Source organism: Kamptonema formosum PCC 6407 (genome assembly GCF_000332155.1).
Taxonomy (GTDB): Bacteria; Cyanobacteriota; Cyanobacteriia; order Cyanobacteriales; family Microcoleaceae; genus Kamptonema; species Kamptonema formosum.
The window spans coordinates 2,551,739-2,572,166 of sequence record NZ_KB235903.1 but is presented as its reverse complement, the minus strand read 5'-3'; the positions used below and the strand labels follow the sequence as shown (position 1 = coordinate 2,572,166).

The 20,428-nt window shown below is 43.7% G+C and carries 17 protein-coding genes; 9 read left to right on the top strand and 8 right to left on the bottom strand.

Features of this window, described 5'->3' with window-relative positions; all coding sequences use genetic code 11:
• Positions 1-278: 278 nt before the first annotated feature.
• Complete coding sequence (locus tag OSCIL6407_RS0116145; protein ID WP_007355740.1) at positions 279-2,501, bottom strand: serine/threonine phosphatase; 2,223 nt, start codon at positions 2,499-2,501, stop codon at positions 279-281.
• Between the two features lie 221 nt (positions 2,502-2,722).
• Between OSCIL6407_RS0116145 and OSCIL6407_RS32655 the strand changes: the two genes are divergently transcribed.
• The 6 genes from OSCIL6407_RS32655 to OSCIL6407_RS0116115 all read left to right on the top strand — a co-directional run bounded on the left by OSCIL6407_RS32655 (position 2,723) and on the right by OSCIL6407_RS0116115 (position 6,676).
• Complete coding sequence (locus OSCIL6407_RS32655) at positions 2,723-2,989, top strand: hypothetical protein (RefSeq protein WP_007355741.1); 267 nt, start codon at positions 2,723-2,725, stop codon at positions 2,987-2,989.
• A gap of 21 nt (positions 2,990-3,010) precedes the next feature.
• Entirely contained in the window at positions 3,011-3,673 is a 663-nt protein-coding gene (locus tag OSCIL6407_RS0116135) for a hypothetical protein (protein WP_007355742.1), read from the top strand.
• 238 nt (positions 3,674-3,911) lie between these two features.
• Positions 3,912-4,748 (top strand): hypothetical protein, encoded by an 837-nt coding sequence (locus tag OSCIL6407_RS0116130; RefSeq protein WP_007355743.1) that lies wholly within the window; start codon positions 3,912-3,914, stop codon positions 4,746-4,748.
• Positions 4,745-5,941: a tetratricopeptide repeat-containing sulfotransferase family protein gene (locus tag OSCIL6407_RS0116125; RefSeq protein ID WP_007355744.1), complete on the top strand. Its 1,197-nt coding sequence runs from the start codon at positions 4,745-4,747 to the stop codon at positions 5,939-5,941. Before OSCIL6407_RS0116130 ends, OSCIL6407_RS0116125 begins: the two co-directional genes overlap by 4 nt.
• A gap of 173 nt (positions 5,942-6,114) precedes the next feature.
• Entirely contained in the window at positions 6,115-6,303 is a 189-nt protein-coding gene (locus OSCIL6407_RS0116120; RefSeq protein ID WP_007355745.1) for a hypothetical protein, read from the top strand.
• Positions 6,290-6,676, top strand: a complete 387-nt coding sequence (locus OSCIL6407_RS0116115) for a type II toxin-antitoxin system death-on-curing family toxin (protein WP_007355746.1) — start codon at positions 6,290-6,292, stop codon at positions 6,674-6,676. The genes OSCIL6407_RS0116120 and OSCIL6407_RS0116115 overlap by 14 nt, the downstream gene beginning before the upstream one ends.
• A 211-nt stretch (positions 6,677-6,887) precedes the next feature.
• Here the strand turns inward: OSCIL6407_RS0116115 and OSCIL6407_RS0116110 are convergent, their stop codons facing one another.
• Both OSCIL6407_RS0116110 and OSCIL6407_RS0116105 read right to left on the bottom strand, forming a co-directional pair.
• Complete coding sequence (locus tag OSCIL6407_RS0116110) at positions 6,888-9,410, bottom strand: S-layer homology domain-containing protein (protein WP_007355747.1); 2,523 nt, start codon at positions 9,408-9,410, stop codon at positions 6,888-6,890.
• Between the two features lie 174 nt (positions 9,411-9,584).
• Positions 9,585-10,268 carry a polysaccharide deacetylase family protein gene (locus OSCIL6407_RS0116105; RefSeq protein ID WP_007355748.1) on the bottom strand — a complete coding sequence of 228 codons (684 nt, stop codon included), beginning with the start codon at positions 10,266-10,268 and terminating at the stop codon, positions 9,585-9,587.
• A gap of 173 nt (positions 10,269-10,441) precedes the next feature.
• Between OSCIL6407_RS0116105 and OSCIL6407_RS0116100 the strand changes: the two genes are divergently transcribed.
• From OSCIL6407_RS0116100 to OSCIL6407_RS0116090, 3 genes are all read left to right on the top strand, one after another.
• Positions 10,442-11,974, top strand: a complete 1,533-nt coding sequence (locus OSCIL6407_RS0116100) for a WG repeat-containing protein (RefSeq protein ID WP_007355749.1) — start codon at positions 10,442-10,444, stop codon at positions 11,972-11,974.
• A 331-nt stretch (positions 11,975-12,305) separates the two neighbouring features.
• Complete coding sequence (locus OSCIL6407_RS0116095; protein ID WP_007355750.1) at positions 12,306-13,082, top strand: ChaB family protein; 777 nt, start codon at positions 12,306-12,308, stop codon at positions 13,080-13,082.
• 320 nt (positions 13,083-13,402) lie between these two features.
• Complete coding sequence (locus OSCIL6407_RS0116090) at positions 13,403-14,602, top strand: site-2 protease family protein (protein WP_007355751.1); 1,200 nt, start codon at positions 13,403-13,405, stop codon at positions 14,600-14,602.
• A 27-nt stretch (positions 14,603-14,629) separates the two neighbouring features.
• Here the strand turns inward: OSCIL6407_RS0116090 and OSCIL6407_RS0116085 are convergent, their stop codons facing one another.
• The 5 genes from OSCIL6407_RS0116085 to ntrB form a co-directional block, all read right to left on the bottom strand.
• Entirely contained in the window at positions 14,630-15,355 is a 726-nt protein-coding gene (locus OSCIL6407_RS0116085; RefSeq protein WP_007355752.1) for a lipoate--protein ligase family protein, read from the bottom strand.
• A gap of 219 nt (positions 15,356-15,574) precedes the next feature.
• Complete coding sequence (locus OSCIL6407_RS0116080) at positions 15,575-16,075, bottom strand: YbjN domain-containing protein (protein WP_007355753.1); 501 nt, start codon at positions 16,073-16,075, stop codon at positions 15,575-15,577.
• Between the two features lie 75 nt (positions 16,076-16,150).
• Positions 16,151-16,975, bottom strand: coding sequence for a nitrate ABC transporter ATP-binding protein (locus tag OSCIL6407_RS0116075; protein WP_019487426.1), 825 nt, complete (start codon positions 16,973-16,975; stop codon positions 16,151-16,153).
• 169 nt (positions 16,976-17,144) lie between these two features.
• The gene (locus OSCIL6407_RS0116070) at positions 17,145-19,145 is read right to left on the bottom strand and encodes an ABC transporter ATP-binding/substrate-binding protein (RefSeq protein WP_007355756.1); all 2,001 of its coding nucleotides are present in this window, start codon (positions 19,143-19,145) and stop codon (positions 17,145-17,147) included.
• A gap of 339 nt (positions 19,146-19,484) precedes the next feature.
• Positions 19,485-20,330 carry a nitrate ABC transporter permease gene (gene ntrB / locus OSCIL6407_RS0116065; RefSeq protein WP_007355758.1) on the bottom strand — a complete coding sequence of 282 codons (846 nt, stop codon included), beginning with the start codon at positions 20,328-20,330 and terminating at the stop codon, positions 19,485-19,487.
• Positions 20,331-20,428: the final 98 nt, after the last annotated feature.

Genomic DNA, 20,428 nt, shown 5'->3' with positions numbered 1-20,428 from the left:
GGACTAGGGGCTAGGGGTTAGGGACTAGGGGAAGATGGGGGAGAGGGGGAAGAGGGGGAAGGTAAGTAGAAGGGATTAGGAATTAACAATTAGCAATTAGCAATTAGCAATTAGCAATTACTATGACTTACACTCATGGCTCCAGAAACCGGGTTTTTGAGAGAATCTGTGGGTAACAACGAAGTATTTTCGTAAAAAAACCCGGTTTCTTTGGTTGGGTGCGTAAGTCCTGAACCAACAACCAACAACTAACAACTAACAACTAACAACTAACTAATTTAGAATCGGTAAGGTCGTACTTGTACACGAATAACAATAGCTGTAATGTTGTCATGACCATTATGCTGATTAGCTAAGTCGATTAACTCCTTCACACCTTGCTCCAAATTACTTTGGGGGTTGAGAAGAGGTTCGAGCTTACTTTGCCAGTGAGTTTCCAAGAAATTGTTGTCCGTCAGACCGTCGGAGGCCAAAATTAAGAGGGTATCTTCAAGTAGTTCTATAAACTGCACCTCTGGCTTGACAAAATTATTATCTCGTGGGCCGAGAGCTTGAGTTAGCTGATAGGCATCGGGGCGGGAGTATGCAGTTTGCGGATCGACACCCCGCTTAATTTCCCGTTGGCCTACTTCGTGATCGGTGGTAATTTTTTTGAGTTTCCCTCCTCTCCTGAGTCGATAAAGTCGGCTATCACCGACGTGGGCAACGGCAACTTGAGAGTCTTGAATTAAGACTGTAACAAGAGTAGTACCCATACGGGCGCTACCAGAGCGAACATCTTTTTGATTAACTTCATAGATGGCTTGGTTGGCTAACAGCACTGCTTCGCTGATGGTTTGGGCAGAGGGTAGCTCATCTCTCCAATGGGTTTGAAAGTATTGCTTGAGGCTTTCTACGGCTAATTGGCTGGCTACTTCACCGCTGGAGTGTCCGCCCATGCCGTCGCAGAGGATGTAAAGTCCTTTAATCTGAAGGATGCGACCAAGCGAGCTTTCTAGCTTGTTCGTCTGAGTCCAAATGGTGAAAAAATCCTCATTGCGATCTCGCTGGCGACCAACATCTGTGCGTCCGCAGTCTTCCAAACGGTAAACTTGCATGGGCAAGGGGAGGGTTGTACTGTCGTCGCCTGCATCAGCGAGCTTGTGCTGAAATTTGCCCAATTGCAGGTGGGTGAGGGCTGAGGTTGGGGTTGGTTCGGGTTGCAGTGAGCTGTGCATATTTTCTAGATGCGATCGCAGTAAGTCTATCGTTTGAATATTTCCCTGATGCAGATCGCGCAACAGGGCGGCCAAAGCACTAAATAGGGTGCGCTGAGACTGGTTAAATAAAGCCTGCCACAATTCTCCTAAAGTTTGAAGAGTTAGAGAGGATGGAGCTGTTTCTGGATAGAGTCTTTGCAGGCGGATTGAGGCTAAAGAGGCTGTGGGATTCGGATTTACCCGCAAATTTGTCATTTCTAGTAAGCTTTGACGGCTCTGCCAGGGTTCTAGTGCAGCCCAAAGCTCTGTCATCTCGTTGAGCCAATATAAGATTTGCTGGGTTGAAGTTTGGGGATTGCTCCACTGTGTTGATAGCAATGGCCAGTCTGAGCAGTCTTCTAAGAGTATTACTGCTTGTCCGTTTTCCTGCAAAGTGTCGTGAAGGCTGGGCAGGTTTTGGGGAAATTCTGACTTTAGAGTTAAGTAGGGTTGTGCAGTCGCAGGAATTTCTGACTTAGCTGCTAAGAGTGCTTTGAGTAAGGAAGTTTGTAGAGGATTACAGTCTAAGACCAACACCGTAACAGTTGCTTCAGTAGCTTTTAATACTAAGGGTTCTAATAGTTGGTAACGTTTCTGCGTATCTAAATAATCTCCCACAGATAAGGATGGGGGAGATGGGGGAGATGGGGAAGTTAAATCTTCTCTAGTCTCCGAGTCTCCGAGTCTCCGAGTCTCAGACTCTTCACTTTCTGGCTTATCTCCTTTAAGGAAATCCAGAGCGGGTATAGCATTTTGCTCTAATTTATCTATAAATTGAGCATCTTCGTTGGCTGGGAAGGATGCAGCCCCTTGCATATTAACCGAGCTAGTATCCTCAATATCTCCGTTGCCGATCTCGTCATCAGGGGGGATCTGAGGGCTTAAAACTGCTGTTTCTGGGGGTTGGAGGGGGGGGGATATTTCTGTGCTAATTATGTCTGATGCTGGCTCTACAAAACTTTCTGTTGATGCTGCACCAACAAAAATGTCTTGTAGCTGCTGAATTTGACCGTAGGCGTAGTCTGCCGAAGGTATTGCAAGTTCGGGTTCTGAAGTTGGAGTGGGTTGTAAATCTGGTTGCCACAATACTACTGCCCACCATACTTGGCCTGTCGCATTACCACAGTTTTGACACTGTTTGGCGCTAAAAGAGACTTTAGCACCGCACTCAGGGCAAAACTTGTCGGTGAGGGAAGTGCCGCAGTTTTGACAAAATTTGTTGCTATTGGGATTCTCAAACTGACACTGGAGACAGACAAGCATAGGGATTGAAGAATGGAGAATGGCTGATGAAGGATGGGGTTTGAGGCTAAGATTTTCTGTGCGGTTATCGGGGCAACCTCTGACACACTTATCCGATCGACTGCGTAATTCCTAAAAAAAATAAATAACAATGCCTAGTAACTATTCTAGGCGAATCCCTGTAATCTAAGGGGGCGATCGCACTCAAATGTCACTCGCCAATCTAAGACTACAAGCAATCTATGTCCACATCAAGGACTCTAGGAGCGAGGGGTTTCGTTAAAGACCTATTAGCGATCTCAAACTGGGTATTACTCATCCGGTTGCCTGCGGCGCGGAAACTGCTAGGGGCGATCGATACCAGAGACGTATTAGTGCGATGCCTACCGCCCTTACTCACCAAAGCTTACGCTAAAAAATTACCGCTGTCACAAATATTTAATATATTTATCCTGTCTCAGCTATTGACATTTGGCAAAATCCCAAATATGTTCGACTATAGATATTAATCTGCAAGGAACTAAACCCGTATGCTAACAGCTTACAAACCAGAAGTTTTCGACGGTTTAGAGGATTTTTTCACGGTCAGAGATCGGCTTGAATTAGTCAAGTATAATCTGAAAGAGTTGGGTGCGATTATCCGCAGCTACGGCTTGCAAAAACAAGTTGGTATATGCTTGCTTCACAAGCACTTCAACCTGTCTGCTGAAGAGCGGCTAGTTGAGGAGTTTGAAGGTAACAATTCTTACATTAAGCCGACCACAGAATATAGCGATGCTATTCCCTATATGTGGAAGGTTGAACAAAATCAAGTATCTGGTGAGTGGGTTTGGTTTCCGTTAGAATTTGTCCGCAATAATGAGCAGGTAGCAGCGGCAGTTGAACGCTCAGAAGCAGTTGTCAACAATCAAGAATTTCTCAGCGCTATTGCAGCTAAGCTGTCAGAGTTGGGAATGACTAATATGTTTGGCATCAGCATTTTACACCGAGATGGTATTAAAATTGCTGAGGATGAAATTTTGGTAGAAAATACAGATGATGAGGGGCGCGTCTTGACGTTTTCATCTGTTCCTAGACCAGAAGTTGACCCTGCAAGTTTAACACAAACTCTCTGGCAATTTCCAACAGCAGAAGGGTTTGAGGTTGCGGGTTTGTGTACGCATTGTACGCATTGTACGCACTGCACGCACTAGAGTAGTTAACGGTTAACTGTTAATTGTTAGCTGTTAAATAGTAGAATTAAACGTAGGGTGGGCGCTTGCCGCAAAAAACTTGTAACTTATAGCTATAAATGGTAGTCGGTAAGCGCCCACCTTACTTATTACACAGCAAGGTTTATTTGCATCTACCTACTTACAAGTTATAGAAGCTTACCAGTTAACAGTTAACAGTTAACTGTTAACTGTTAACTTTTAGATAATTTTTGCTTTGATGGTCAATCTTCGGGAAGGAATTAAAATTTTTCAATGCACTCCCAAGGATAAGAGTGAAATTCCGAGGGTGTGGCTGAGTTCTGGTACTGTGGCAGCAGGAGAAATTCTACCAGAGAGTGCTGGTTATTGCGATGGTGCTTTTGTGCCTAAAGAGCCTTGGAGATATCCAAATGCACAGGAGTCGGCACTGCTGTGGACAGAGGAGGTACCACCCTATTATGCTGGTATAGGAATTGTGCGTTTGCCCTCAAAAGTGTTAGCTCCGTTTGCAGAACAAGGTATTAGCGCGATCGCAACTCAAGAAGAATTAAAGGCTTTTGGCATCCGCGAAAATTGCCAGGAAGCTTTAGATAAAATTATTCACTATTTTACTCCTTTATGTTTCTCTAATTCTCCGCCTGCGATTAATGGCATTGGGGGAATGCCTCCGGGATTAACTACGTCAACAATTGACAGAAACCGAGGCTGCCATAATGGTTTGCATACTGATAATTGGGATAAATTACCGTTGAATCGCAAGCACGAAGCAACTAATCGTATTTGTGTTAATTTGGGGCTGGAAGACCGTTATTTTTTATTTATTAATCTGCCAGAAATGACTTTATTTGAGATGTTGGGAGGTAGCGAGGAGGGAATTCAACAAAATTGGATGCGATCGGCGAATGAGGAATTTATGAGGCGCTATCCAGAATATCCAGTGGTGAAGCTGAGAATAGCACCGGGGGAGGCTTATATTGCGCCTACGGAGAATATGATTCACGATGGAACTACGGCGGATAAGAAGCATTTAGATATTAAGGTGATGATGCGCGGTTATTATAGGATTCCGGCATGAATTTGGACTATTGTGCTTTGGGAGATGCGCTGAAGTTAGAGGGAAAATTAGAGGAGGCGATCGCGCATTACCGAAAGGCGGTTGAAATAAATCCCGATTCGCCTTTAGCTTACCACAATTTGGGGAAAGCGCTACAACAAAATGGGCAATTAGAAGATGCGATCGCAGCTCAGCAAAAGGCGATTATCCTACAACCCAATTTTACCCCTGCTTACTTTCCTCTGCGCTATGCGCCGCTTCCTAATAATTCTAGTTTAATTGACGATTTAATTGCCCTTTATCGCCAAGTTATTGAGATTTTACCTGACTTTCCTTTAGTTTACGTCCATTTGGCGGCAGCGCTGACAAAACAGGGAAAAATTGAGGAGGCGATAGCGGTTTACCAAACTGCTGTTTACAAGCAAACTTTAGTATCTCATCCCGAACTTGCACAAGTAAATTGTAATTTTGAAAACTTACGCAACCCAGATTTTATTATTATCGGTTCTCCTAGATGTGGAACTACTTCTCTTTATAAGTATATCACTTCTCATCCTCAAATTTTAGCGGCTGCTGAGAAAGAAATCTGTTTTTTTTCAGAACATTTTCATCGCGGTAAGGCTTGGTATGATGCTCATTTTTTCCCAGAAATAAATACACAATTTTTTTTGACTGGCGAGGCAACTCCTACCTATTTAAACTATCCGCTAGCGGCTCAAAGATTGCACGAATCTCTACCGCAAGTTAAGCTAATTATTATCCTGAGAAATCCTGTAGCCAGAGTTTTTTCTCATTATCAAATGTGGGTGAGACGGGGAACGGAAAAGCGCTCTTTTGAAGAGGCGATAAACGTTGAAATGGAGATATTAGCAAAGGCAAATGAAACGGATTTAGAAAATGCAATTTACTGGAAACAGTGCGAGTATCTTGATAAGAGTCTTTATGTTTATAGTATCAGACGGTGGATGAGGCTTTTTCCTAAAGAGCAGTTCTTAATTTTGCGAAGTGAAGATTTTTATGCTAATCCTGCTGTTGCACTTCAACAGGTTTTTGCATTTTTAGGTTTGCCAGATTATCAACTTCCTGATCATGAAAAGTATAATGCTGGGGTTTATCAGCCGCCGATTGATGCTATTCATGGGCGATTGAGTGAGTTTTTTCAACCATATAATTACAAGTTAGAAGAGGAATTGGGCAGAAAATTTTACTGGTAAGTTGCATTTTCTATAAGTTTTGTAGTAAGCTGGTAAGTAAAAGGATACAATTAAAAGTAAGGTAGGCTATTGCCACAAATAGCGATGTTTCTCATAGCCTAGATGTTTCTCATAGCCTAAAATGATTGACGGCGAGCGCCCACCCTACTTAGTATACTAATCTTTTCGGAAAAATGACTACTAAAGACTTACTGCTCCAAGAAATTGACCAAGTGCCAGAGCATAGACTAGAAGAGGTACTTGAGTTTGTGCGTTCCCTAAAGGCTAAGCAACAACCAGAAATAGACCCGAAATTATGGCAGGCATATCTAGATTCGGAACGCGAAAGAGAGGAGGTTTATCGCCGTCTTGCTAATTCCTAATTTTCTAAATAAAAGTGCGGTTTTAAGCATCCATGCCAGACAAATTGAAAAATTTGGTGGCAGTCAGGGTGTTAGGGATGAAGGCTTGCTGGAGTCTGCTTTAGCTCAACCGCAAGCCACTTTCGGCGGTGAGTTGCTGCATCCCACAATTCAGGATCAAGCTGCTGCTTATTTCTACCATTTAGCGATGAATCACCCTTTTATTGATGGCAATAAACGGACTGCTTTCGCGGCGATGGATAGTTTTTTACGTTTTAATGGCTATTCCCTAAATTTGACAGATGAGCAAGCATATAATTTGGTGATGCAGGTGGCACAGGGAAATATGAATAAGGGAGAATTAGCCGCGTTTCTGAAGGAAGTTATAGTCTGAATGTTTTTTGGCTGATTAATTTGACTGCGATCGCAAAGTAGTTGACAATGTTTTAGCAGGCAAAATAATACTTCTCCTTCAAATGTACATTCGTAGCGTTTACCTACGCACAGAAACCGGGTTTCTTAGAAAAATATTCGATTCTCTACGGAGATTCTACTCAGAAACCCGGTTTCTAATCTCATCGCGCGTAATTGCTGAAAAAACTTACTCACCTTTGGCTAACTTTGTCACTCATTTGCCAAATTTGAATAGAATTATCCTTACCTACGCTAACAAGAATTTGCCCGTCGCGGCTGAAGGCGATCGCACCCATCCCTTCCATTGAGTGCATCAGTTTCCCGGTACGTAGATTCCACAGTTTGAGAGTGCGATCGCTACTGCTACTAGCGAGAGTTTGTCCGTCGGGACTAATCGCGATCGCCTCTACCCCCGCAGAATGTCCGTCTAGGGTATAAAGCGCTTGTCGCTTCCGCAAATCCCAGACTTGGATGCGAGAATTTCCAGACATCGCGTGGGCGAGAGTCCACCCATCCCGACTGATAGCGATCGCCTTAATTCCGCCTCCCGCCACCGCTGGAACCGCAAGGGTACTGCGAAGTGCCCCCGTCACCACATCCCATAGCTTGATCTCGCTAGGCCCGCCGCTGCTGGCGAAAACCCGCCCTTGAGAAGCGATCGCCATCGGGTTAAATCCATCGAGACTATACAGGAGTTTTCCAGTAGTAACATCCCACAAATTAATCCCCTTATTATGACTGCAACTAATCGCAGTTTTGCTATCTGAACTAAAACCAACTGCATTAATCCACCCCCCTGTATGGGATAGATTGCGTCGGATTTCCCCAGTAGAAATATCCCACAAAATCGCGCTACCATCACCACTACCGCTCATCAAAGTTTGCCCATCTGGACTAATAGCTACAGACCAAACATTACCTTCATGGCCCGATAAGGTATTTAATATTTCTCCTGTTTCCAGATTCCAAAGTTTAATTTCCTGCTTACCACTGGCGGCTAAAGTTTTACCATCTGGGCTAATTGACACAGAAAAAACTGGGTTTTTGCTACCAGGTAAAGTGCGGACTAATTTAGGTGCGATCGCAGTCTCATTATCCTTAGTATCTGGCTTATCTTGAGGCTTAGCATCTGGCTTATCTTGAGGCTTAGTATCTGGCTTATCTTGAGGTTTAGTCTCTGGTTGAGCTTGAAGTTTAGTATCTGATCGATCTTGAGGCTTATTATCAGCGGTATTTTGACCAACAGCATAGCCATTACTCGCTAAAAATTGGCGTAATTGTCCCAAAAATTGAGCGCGATCGCTACCTTGATAAATCTTCTCAACTAATTGCCAACCTTCCACCTCTTGACCAAGTACATACTTACTTGCTAGGTAAGCCGCCAACACGCCTTTTATATCTTGATTATTGCTTTGACGAGTGCTACTTTCTACCCACAGTTCAGAGGCATTAGTGTAAACTTGTACGGGATATTGTTTAGTAACATCTAACATTTTGCCTTGACGATATTGCCAGATTTGCAAGGGCAATCGAGAATCAGTATAATTGGTAAATGCCTCTCTAAATCTTCCATCCTGACTTTTAAATTCCAGAATATTATCTCGATCTAAATCCTCAAGTTCGTAATTGACATTCCCCCAAGAATGTTGCGTAAGTACGTAGGTTTTAGGTGTCGCCTCGTAGCGGTAAATATAGGAATAGTTGTTGCGAATGCTATTACTTCTGCTTTTAGCAGACACCAAATCTACTAACACTTCCGGTTCCCCATCGCCATCTAAATCTCGCACTCGTAGAGATAATAACAGCCCTTCAGATATTTCATTTGTTGCTTTTCGATCTATGTTACCTGCAAGCGATCGCGTCGGCAATAGCACAGGTTCATCGAGGAATATTTGACCTTCCCGGCTAATTTTTATCCGCAAATTTTTGCCATCTTCACCTTGTTGTTGATAAGAAAATTCTGCACGAACTTTGCCAACTTCTGATATCTCTGTTTTAGTTGGTTGAATATCGGCGGGAACTTGGGCAATATATTGAGAAGGAACTAAAGCCGCTTGACCTGAGTTAGACACAGCTTGGCAAAGAAATGCAGCTACTTCTGCCCGACTTACATCTTGATTTGGTTTAAGTTGTCTAACATTAGGATAATTAACGACAACCTGTTTTTCAGCAGCAGCCGCGATCGCATTTTTTGCTAAATCTGGAATGTCCGCTGCATCGTCAAAAGTCGCGGTCAAAATGTTAGTCGCCGATTGCGTTGGGGAATACCTTAAACCATTACTTAAAGATACCACCACTTGCCAGCGAGGAATATTAAGAGTAGGATTAAAAACACTACCATTGTAGCTAGAAATAAATCCCGTTTGATAGGCTTCCATTATCGACTTATAAGCCCAATAATCAGTAGGAAGATCGACAAAAGTCATAGCTTCTCGAACTGGCTTAGCATTGGGAAAAGCTCTGCGGACGATGGCAGCAAATTCGGCGCGGGAAACGGGGCGATTGGGGCGAAAAGTTCCATCTTCATAATAGCCACTAATAATTTTTTTATCGGCTAAATCTTCAATACAAGCTTGGGCCCAATGGTTTTGAACATCCTTAAACCTAGTTTGGGCAAATGCAGGCGCTATCCTGTTATTAAAAAGCACCTCATTAGCTAAGATTAAACCCAAAGCTAAGGCTGTTACAGTTGGCGATTTATGCGATTTAACCATACAAAAACTCCTCTACTCACACAGATATTATGACAGATTCCGTAACGCCGCCATCTTGGCGGTGACTTGACCGCCAAGATGGCGGCGTTACGGATAGTTTTGCGTAAGTCCTGAATAAATGTCTTGTCAACACAGGTTTACTCAGAGATTATACTATCCGCCACTTTACCCAACTCAAAATCTGCCCTGTTGGATTTGGTTCCAGATTTTATCGATGGTAACAAAATTATAGCCTCGATCTAAAAGTAGAGGAATAATTTCTGCTGCTGAGAGTGCTACATCTTCTCCGCCACAATGTCCGTCGTGTAAGACAATAATTGAACCCCTACAAGTCTGCTGAATCACGCGATTAACAACCACAGAAACTCCCGGTCTTACCCAATCTTCAGGTACTACACTCCACATTACAGGGCGATATCCCCAACCCGTTAACAAATTTAATTGGCGGGGCGTAAAAAAACCATTGGGTGGGCGCACATCTCGGATTAATTGTGGTGCTAAACCGCAGGCTTCGTAAATATGATTTTGGGTATTTTCTAATTCCAATTTTAAGTTTGTTGGTGTTAACTTAGGGAAGGATATATGTTGATAGCCATGTAAGCCAATCCAATGACCGCTTTCATAAATAGCCTTAGTAATTTCGGGATAGCGTTGGACGCACAAACCGAGTAGAAAAAAGCTAGCTGTAATATTGTATTTATCTAAAATTTTGAGTAATTTTGGCGTGTGTTGCGGGTGGGGGCCATCGTCAAAAGTTAAGGCAATCTCCGGCTGATTGACATCTCCTGTCCACAGGCAATTTGGGAAAGTATGCTTTAAGATGGGATGGATAACTGGAAAGAGATGTGCTAATGCCATTAATTTATTTCCTTGTGATTGGAGTTGAAAAATGGAAGGGCAAGTCTGAAAGAAGATGTGAGGAGTTTAGCTAGGAAAATCAGATTTTTTCCTGATTGCTGGTTCGATCTAATTGTATCTTAAAGTATCCAGTGAAGAGAACTGTAGAATAGTTGAAAAACAGGAGCCTATTTATGACTAACACTGTAAATTTTTCCGACATTCAAAGCCATTGGGCGCAAAAATGTATTATTGAGTTGGCACAGCGAGGGATTATTAACGGCTATCACAATCGCACTTTTCGCCCAGAGGTAACTATTACTCGTGCTGAGTTTGCTGCTATTTTACTCAAAGCTTTTCCCAATTCCCCCATAGTCGCTACTGCCATTACTTTTACTGATGTCCCTGAGAATTATTGGGCCCACGAAGCAATTAAATTTGCTACGGAAAGAAAATTTTTTGCGGGTTATCCTGACGGCACTTTCAAGCCTAATCAAATGTTACCGCGAGTGCAAGCAATTTCAATTATAGCAAATGGGTTAAATTATCAACCTGTTTCACCAGCAAACGAGACATTAAGGAAGTATTTTGACGATGCAGCGGAGATTCTAGACTATGCCAGAAATGCGATCGCTGCTGCTACAGAAAACTACCTGATTGTCAACTACCCAAATGTCAGGAAACTTCAGCCCAATAAGAACACTACCAGAGGCGAAATTGCAGGCTTATTATGTCAAGCATTGAAAATAGCAAATGTATTGCCACCGGAGTATACGCCTTGGAGTGAATTCTTAGTAATCCCCCCCATTTTTGATGAAGCTGAGTCATTTTCTAGTGGGGTAGCTTGGGTGAAAATTGGTAAAAAATGGGGTGCGATCGACCAGACAGGAAAATTATTGATCCAACCAGAGTATTATCTACATTATCCTTTTGTTAAAGGGCTGGCATTGGTGACAATTGGTGGCAAGTTCCGCTATATTGACAGAACAGGTAATATTGTGATTCAACAGGATTTTGAGGAAGCTTCTTCTTTTATTGATGGGTTAGCGACTGTCAAGATCGGGGGCAAATTTGGCTCGATCGACACAAAAGGGAAAATGGTAATTCAGCCACAATTTGAAAGTGCTATTTATTTTTCGGAAGGGTTAGCAGCAGTGAAGTTTCAGGACAAAGATGGCTTTATTGACAAGACTGGTAAATTTGTAATTCCGCCCAAATTTAATTGGGCATTGCCTTTTTCCGATGGTGTAGCTTTGGTTGTGGAGGATGGTAAATCTGGCTTTATTGACAAGATGGGAAAGTTTACTGAGATAATTCTGGATTACACATTGACTGATGCTATAGGTAATTTTTCGGAAGGTTTTGCGCGAGTTAGTCTTAGTGTTGGTGAAGGATATATTGACAAAACTGGGAGGTTAGCAATTCCGCCTCAATTCAAGTATGCTTCGCCTTTTTCTGAAGGCTTGGCGGCAGTTTACAATGGTGAAAAATCTGGATATATCAATACAAAAGGAGAGCTGGTAATTCCTTTTAAGTTTAGTCGTGGCGGCTCTTTTTCTGAGGGTTTGGCACAGGTGGAAGTTGACGGGAAGTTTGGTTTTATAGACAAAAGTGGAAATTATGTTATTAATCCGCAGTTTAGTCGGTCTTATGATGATATTTCTGACGGATTTGCTCCGGTATCTTTTGGTTTTGGTAAGTGGGGATATATTCGCTCTCCTTTGTAGGTTGTTGTACCGTTGTTGATACCCTGAGATTGCTTCGCTACGCTCGCAATGACAAATAGATTATTACTCTGTTATTGAGAAGGGGTGACGCAATCTCTTGCTGCTAACAACCATCTTTGGGATTACTTCGCAAGGCTTATATAACAAAAATTGAGTGTTGCTAATCACAGAAAATAATAGATTGATTTCTATGAAATCCACCAGAAGATTATAGATTAATTTCTAGGGAATCTACCAGAAGATTGACGCAGGTACAGCATAGTATAGCCCTATACTGCAAGAAACAGTAACGTATCTACAAGTATTCAACAAGTATTCAAGGAGTCTCAAAATGCCAGAAGAATATAAAGCAGAGCGCACAGTTTCAGCAGTATTTAAGGAAGAAAAGCAAATAGATGGCGCGATCCGCCGCCTGCTCGATCGCGGTGTGTCTCGCGATCATATTTCCGTGATGGGCAAAAATTTTCAATCCGAAACCAGAATCGCGGGCTTTATTACTAAGAAAGATCTGATTCTCGGAGGCCTCCGAAACGGCGCAATTTTTGGTTCCCTATTTGGCTCGTTTTTGAGCTTGCTAACAGGTGTTGGCGTGTTATTTATACCCTTTGTGGGGCCTGTGGTAGCAGCAGGGCCTTTGGGTGCTGTATTGATCGGTGCTGCTAGCGGTGCGATCGCAGGTTCTGCTGGTGCGGGTTTAGTCTCCGCCTTAGCTACCTTGGGAATGCCTGAAGATAAGGCAACTATCTATCAAACGCGCCTAGAAGCAGGGGAATTTCTGGTGATGGCAGAAGTAGCCGCCGATAAATCGGGCGAAATTCAACTGCTGCTGGAAAGTGCAGGCGGTGAAGAAATCTCCGTCAGCGACATGATTTTGCCCCGCGCCAGTACAGGTCGGTGTTCGGGCCCGGCTGACTTGTCCCCTGAAGTGCGATCGCACCTATCTGAGGAAGCTCAAAAAACATTCATCGATCGCTACAATCAAGCCTTTGACGAAACTAACGACGCAAGTAAAGCAGAACACGCCGCTTGGGAGACAATTCATCAGCAGTACGAAGAAAATGAGCAGGGCATTTGGACTAAACCTTTGGCAGCAGGTTTAAAAGCATAAGGCAAAAGTTCGGCGGTTGAAACCGCTTCTTGTCAAGCAAAGGCCGTCAGGGGTTAAAACTCCCCTGTTATAGCTAAAGTCCTCGCTTAGTGGACTAATAAAAACTAATGAGTTTAACAGTCCTCTTTAGAGGACTTAAACTTTGAGGCGGGGGTTTTAACCCCTGCCGGACTAAGGGTTTGACCTTAAGTTGACACGAAGGGACTTTGCCGTGCCCTGACAAGAGCGATCGCATTCAGGACTTTTTCAGTCACAATAAAGTAAAGGGTTGATTGACTTTGGCTTAGGCGACCCTGAAAAATGCACTCAAGGAAAAATTCATGCAGGCAGGTTGGCGAATTGGCTCTTTATTTGGCATCCCGCTATTTGTGGATTCCTCTTGGTTTGTGATTTTAGCGCTAGCAACCTTTGCCAATGCTAGAAATTACCAGGGAGCTTATGGGCCTGTGCTTTCTTGGGTCGCTGGATTTGCACTAGCTCTACTGCTATTTGGCTCCGTTCTCATGCACGAGTTAGGGCATAGTTTAGCCGCTATGTCTCAAGGTATTAAAGTTAATTCCATTACTCTATTTCTATTTGGCGGTGTTGCTTCTATAGAGCAGGAATCAAAAACTCCCGGTCAAGCTTTTCAAGTGGCGATCGCAGGCCCAGGAGTCAGCTTCGGACTATTTTTAATAGTTGGTTTAGCAGCTATAACTCTGCCACCATCTAGCTTGATCCGCGAACTGGCAGAACGAATATCCGAAATTAATCTAATTTTGGGCATCTTTAATTTAATTCCCGGTCTACCCTTGGACGGCGGACAGGTTTTAAAAGCAGCAGTTTGGAAAATCACCGGTTCTCGCTTAGCTGGCGTTCGTTGGGCCGCGAAAACAGGGCAAGTTTTAGGTTGGTTGGCGATCGCATTAGGAGCATCACTCTTTTTGCTAGTTGGGCAACCAGGAGCCTTATGGATTGGACTTATAGGCTGGTTTTGCCTGCGAAATGCCACCTCTTACAACCGCATAGCCGATTTGCAGTCAGCCTTACTGAAAACGAAGGCTAGCGATGCTATGAGCCGCGAATTTAGAGTAATTAATGCTGACTTGACGCTGCGGCAGTTTGCCGAGCAATATTTGTTAGAAACTTCTCACTCTCAAATTTATGTTGCTTCTTCTAATGGTCGCGATCGCGGCTTAGTTTCTGTTGACGATATCCGCTTCATCGAGCGCAGTCAGTGGGAAAAGCAAACCCTCAAAGATATCGTGAAACCATTGAGCGAAGCCATTGCTGTTGGCGAGAAATCATCTTTAGTCGAAGTAATTAACTGCATGGAATCCCATCAATTACGGCGCATTGTCGTACTGTCGCCAACTGGTTCTGTAGCCGGAACAATTGATAAGGGTGACATTGTAAGAGCAGTGGCAAAATCCTTAAATGCCAAGATTACAGAAGCCGATATCAAGCGAATTAAAGAAGAGGGCAGCTATCCGCCCGGTTTACCGCTGAATGCAATAGCTAAATCAACAGAACAAAATTAAAAGCAATTACCAATTAGCCATTAGCTATTAGCCATTAGCCATTAGCAAAATAGCCTCCCACTCTTCCTCTGATAAAGGCTGCACCACTAACTCAATATCGAAACAGCGTGTAGCTGCTAAAGTCAAAGCCTCAACTACAATTTCAATCAAACTATCTCCCCGCTGAGATAAACGTAATTGCACAGCCTTCATTTCCTCACCAAATACCTGAGTAAATAAGCTATTATCTGGTTGCAAACGCATAGAACCATGCTGTAAAATAGCATCACCCCGCCGTAATTGAGCGCTACCAATAAATTTAAAACCCTCAGCCGAAACTAAATCCGCACCTGTTGCAGTACCAAAACAATTAGGGTTATGAATATAACCTCGTCCCGCCGAACCATAATGTAAATCTAAACCAAGCGATCGCCAACCTTCAATCAAAAATTGGCAGATAATTTGATAAGCTTCTGTGCGATTTTTACCCAATTCTGACGCAATTACAGCATAAGTTAAATCCCCTTGATGCAAGACAGCACGTCCACCACTAGGACGTTTAACTAATTCTAAAGGCATTCCTTGCCAAGTTATTTCCTGCCAAAATTCAGGCCAGCGCCGCTGGTGATAACCCAAAGAAATCGCCGCTGGTTCCCAAGTATAAAACCGCAAAGTTGGCGGATGTTTTCCCAAACGGTGTTGTTCTAGCAACCATTCATCAATTGCCATTTGAACGGTTCCAGATGCGGACATCAAGGGAATTATACGCCACATATTAAGTGGTAATTGGTAATTGGTAATTGGTAATTGGTAATACAGACAAACATCATTAAATGTAGGGTAGGCGCTCGCCGCCAAAAATATTGTAAGTTATAGCCACAAATGATGGTCGGCGAGCGCCCACCTTACAACTTACGAGGTAAAAGGAATTGCCCTGTTAACAATTAACAGTTAACAACTAACAACTAACAACTAACTGTTAACAATTAACAGTTAACTAAATTCAGCTTGCAAAGCGTCGTCATAATCATCAGCAATTGTTGCAACAACGGTAATGGCGCGGGAAATTTCCCCTGGCGATAACTCCGCTAAAGTGCGAGTTGATACTACTACAATTTGGCTATCAACAATTGCAAAATGAGATTCATAAGTTGACAGCCAGTTCATTTCTAGCAACTTCCGCATTAACAGTGGTTCATTCTTAGCAGGTAACGGCAGTACAGCAGCCCAAACAGTCAAGGAGTCATCTTCAGTTTCCCCTGTAAGTTGTACAAATACCTCAACGCTGCCGTACTTAAATTCCCAACGATGCCCTCCTGTTTCATTTTTGCCGACCATTACTTTTTGATCGATGGCCATACTGGCAATGACAGTTTCAATCTCTTCTACATAGCTGATAGTCGTTGCATCAGAAATTAATTCATTGGTGATAATATCGGAACTGGAAAGGCTTTCAGTAGAAACTGTTTGTACGTTAGGATCGGTGGTAGTCATAAAACTGTGTAGTTTATTGTTTTGAGCTATAGCAACCGCCAAGGCGGTTAGGGGCTAGGGGTTAGGGGCTAGGGGCTAGGGAAAGAAGGGAAGAGAGTCAATAGTTTGGGCCATGAGTGAGTATTCTGGATCTTCCATGATTTGCACGCGATCGCGAGGACGCGGAAAAGGAATTTGCAAAACTTCACCAACTGTCGCCGACGGCCCATTAGTCATCATCACCAAGCGATCGGCCAAAAACAAAGCTTCATCAATATCGTGAGTAATCATCAACACCGTACAGCGATGATCGTTCCAAATTTTCAGCAATTCTTCCTGCAATTCTTCCTTAGTAATTGCATCCAAAGCCCCAAAAGGTTCATCCAAAATTAGCACCTGGGGGCGAATTGCCAAAGCCCGCGCGATCGATACCCGCTGCTTCATCCCCCCGGAAATTTGCGGCGGCCTTTTCTCCGCAGCTTCAGTCAAGCCTACCATAGCTAAATGCTCTTTAACAATCGCATTTTTCTCGACTTTTGACTTATTGGGAAATACCGCATTAACTGCCAAATAAACATTCTCAAACACCGTCCGCCAAGGTAGCAAAGCGTAACCTTGAAAGACAACCATCCGATCCGGGCCAGGCTTGGTAATTTTCTGCCCATTAATCGTTACGGTTCCTTGACTAGGTTGGCTAAAACCCGACACCATATTTAATAGCGTTGATTTACCACAACCGGAGTGTCCGATAATTGTAATAAACTCTCCTTCGGCTATGTTCAAGTTGACATTTTCTAAAGCCTTATAACCATTTGGATAGGACTTATAAACATTGTCCATCACCAAAAAAGGCTGGCGGCGAACGCTTCCTTGATTAAGGCTAGTTTTCGAGTTTTTCTCGTTGAGGGCAGTATTAGTCATGGGTTTAAATTTCTTGTTGTTGATTGTTGATTGTTAACGTTTAACTGTCGATTGCGAAGGAAGTTTGTAGGGTGCGTCAGACGAAATTATGGATTTATAGAATAAAGGTTTATACTTCTGACGCACCATACTCTATGTATTCAAATATTCCCTTAATTCTTCAAACTTTCTAAGCCGAACGACGACCCGAATCAAGTACAACTTCAGCCATTGTGAAATCGCGTTTAATTTCCAGGCTATTAAGATATCCAATCGGATCGTCAGAATTAAACACTGACCCATCAAACAAGGGAAGAGAACCGCGAGTATAAGTAATATCTGACAGCCCCAACTCTCGCGCCGCCGTACTAAAGGGGCCAACTCGCACCACCCGTTCCAGAATTTCCACCCAGTTGCGCGGAAACACCGTATCGCCCCAGCGTGCCATTTGTACCATGTGCCATAACTGTTCAGTTCGACTCGGACGGTTCACTCCGTCCCCATAAAATAAATGGTGGGCGTATTCCCGCATGGGAGTATCCAAATTACAAGCAGCAGAATTAGGATCGCCGAGTTGAATGTAATTTTTGTCAGTGGCGACATACTCGCGCCCCGCTACAATTTCGGCTACTTCAGCCGCGTGATTAGGATCGGCGCAATACTGAGAAGCTTCTAACAATGCCTTAATTAAGGCAATGTGAGTATTGGGGTAAGCATTCGCCCATTCTTCCCGTACTCCTAGAATTTTCCCAGGATGTCCCGGCCACAGTTCCAAATCCGTCGCCACTGTAAAGCCTACGCCTTCCATTGAGGCCCGCAAGTTCCAAGGTTCGCCGACGCAGAAACCGTCAATAGTGCCGCCTTGTAAGTCAACGATCATTTGTGCTGGGGGGATATTTTTCAGCAACACATCGCGATCGGGGTCAATGCCACCAGCAGCTAACCAGTAACGCAGTAACAGGTTGTGCATAGAGGAGGGGTGAACGATCGCCATCCTGTGAGTTTGCGCTGGTGTTCTTTGCAGCATGGCTTTAAAGTCTGCCAGAGTATAAATCCCTTGGTCGTAAAACCGCCTGGCAAGGGTAATTCCGTTACCGTTGCGGCTCATGGTGAGGGCTGTAACGGTTGGTATCGGCTTCTCTTGATGGCCTCCTAAGCTTAACCAGACAGCCATGCCAGAGGGCATTTGCGCGGCATCTAAGTAACCGCCGGCGATGCCATCTACGATGCCGCGCCAACTGGTTTCGCGGACGAGGTGGACTTCATCGAGGCCGTGTTTGGCAAATAGGCCTTTTTCTTTGGCGATCGCGAGGGGAGCACAGGCGGCGAGGGGGACGAATCCGAGTTCGAGGTTGACTTTTTCGAGGCCGTGACGGGCGATCGCGGGTACTTTTCTCGCCCTTAATTTTTTCACCCGTTTTTGTTGGTTAAGGAAGTAAATCATTTCGCTACGTAGGGCGTAGTAACTGGGGTGCGAGACTACTTCCATGCGTTTGCGGGGGCGGGGGATGTCTACTTCGAGAATGCCGCCTATTTTCGATTCTGGGCCGTTAGTCAACATGACGATGCGATCGCTAAGTAACACGGCCTCATCTACATCGTGTGTCACCATCAGCGCACTAATTTCGTACTCTTGGCAAATTTCCATTAATTTCTCTTGCAAATTGCCGCGAGTTAAAGCGTCTAAAGCACCGAAGGGTTCATCTAATAGCAATAGTTTAGGGCGTAAGGCCAGAGCACGCGCGATCGCCACCCGTTGTTTTTGTCCTCCTGATAGCAATGCAGGCTGTTTCTCGGCGTGGGGAGTTAAACCCACCATATCAATGTGTTTTTGAATGATATCGAGGCGTTCCGCTTTGGGTAAGCCTTTCATCACCGAATCTACAGCGAGAGTAATATTTTCTCTGACTGTGCGCCAAGGTAGTAGGGAATAGTTTTGAAAGACTACCATGCGATCGGGCCCTGGTTGGGTGATTCTTTGTCCTTCAATTGTTACTAATCCTTCTGTCGGTAAATCCAAACCAGCCACCATATTTAGCAGAGTAGATTTGCCACAGCCAGAGTGTCCGATTAAGGATATAAACTCGCCTTTTTTAATTTCCAGATCTATGCCTTTGAGGGCAATGTATTTGCCACCGTCTGATAAATTAAAGACCTTTTCAAGTTGTTCTACTGCAATTAAAGTTGACATGATTTTCTTGCCTCTGTGTAGATTTTGGGTTGGCTATCGGCATTCTTCGTTAGCAGTAACAGCTTACGAAGTCCACCAGGGGTTAAAACCCCTGTCTCATAGCTAAAGTCGGTTAAAACCGACTGAAAAATAGTTAGTGCATTAAACATTTCCAATCACTCTTGGATAGTAGGCAGCCTACCTGGTTTTCAGAGTCTTGTCTGGAGATATTTATTAGTCGTCTTCAGACGACTTTCACTATTAGGCAGGGGTTTTAACCCCTGACTAAACGACAAATTTGGTAAGCCTTGCACAGCTATCAGTTAACAGTTAACAGTTAACAGTTAACAGTTAACCAAACTACTTCCCTTGAGGAGGAGCAATCTTTTGCTGCAACCAAGCCATCAACCGATCCAGAATCAAACCAACAGCGCCAATGTAAACTACAGCTAACAAAATTTCGCTGATGTAGTTTTGCTGGTAAGCATTCCAAATAAAGAAGCCAATACCCGTAATCCCCGACATCACAATTTCTGCTGCAATAATCGCTAACCAAGCCAAACCAATCGCAATTCTCAAGCCTGTAAAAATGTAGGGAAGTGCTGAAGGAAACAAAATATTTAGATAATATTCCTTCCGCGAAAGTTGCAACACCTTCGCAACATTATTGTAATCATCAGGAATTTGGCGAACACCTTCAGCAGTGTTGATTAAAATCGGCCAAACCGAAGTTACAAAAATCACGAACAAAGCCGCAGGTTCATTTTGTTGCAAGGCAGCCAAAGCAATCGGAACCCATGCCAAAGGTGCAACCATCCGCAGAAATTGGAAAATCGGATCTAAAGCTTTATTAAGAAAAGGGTTTGTACCTACCAAAACCCCCGTACCAATTCCCACAACCGCCGCTAGAGTGTAGCCTTTCGCCACCCGTTCCAAACTTGCTAAAGTTTGCCAAAACAAGCCAACTCCATAAGTTTTGGAGTTCATAAAAGGATACATCAGTAAAATCCGCGTCCGTTCATCAGTCCACAAACTGCTAGGTCCCGGTAGCTTAATCAGTCCAGAACTTGATAGGAACTGCCAAACAAATAGAAACCCAAATATGCCCAAAAGTGGAGGTAAAATACTCTGAGAATTTTTCTTCCAAAACTCACCCAACATTCCTTGAGTATTTACTCCGCCTCTCCGATTTGTACTTACAGCCATCCTACTAATCTCCTGTGTTTTTACTATGGTTTTGCGAGACTAACAGGAATTACACAACCGACACATATCGTAGGGTGCTCTACTAAGCTGAAACCCTC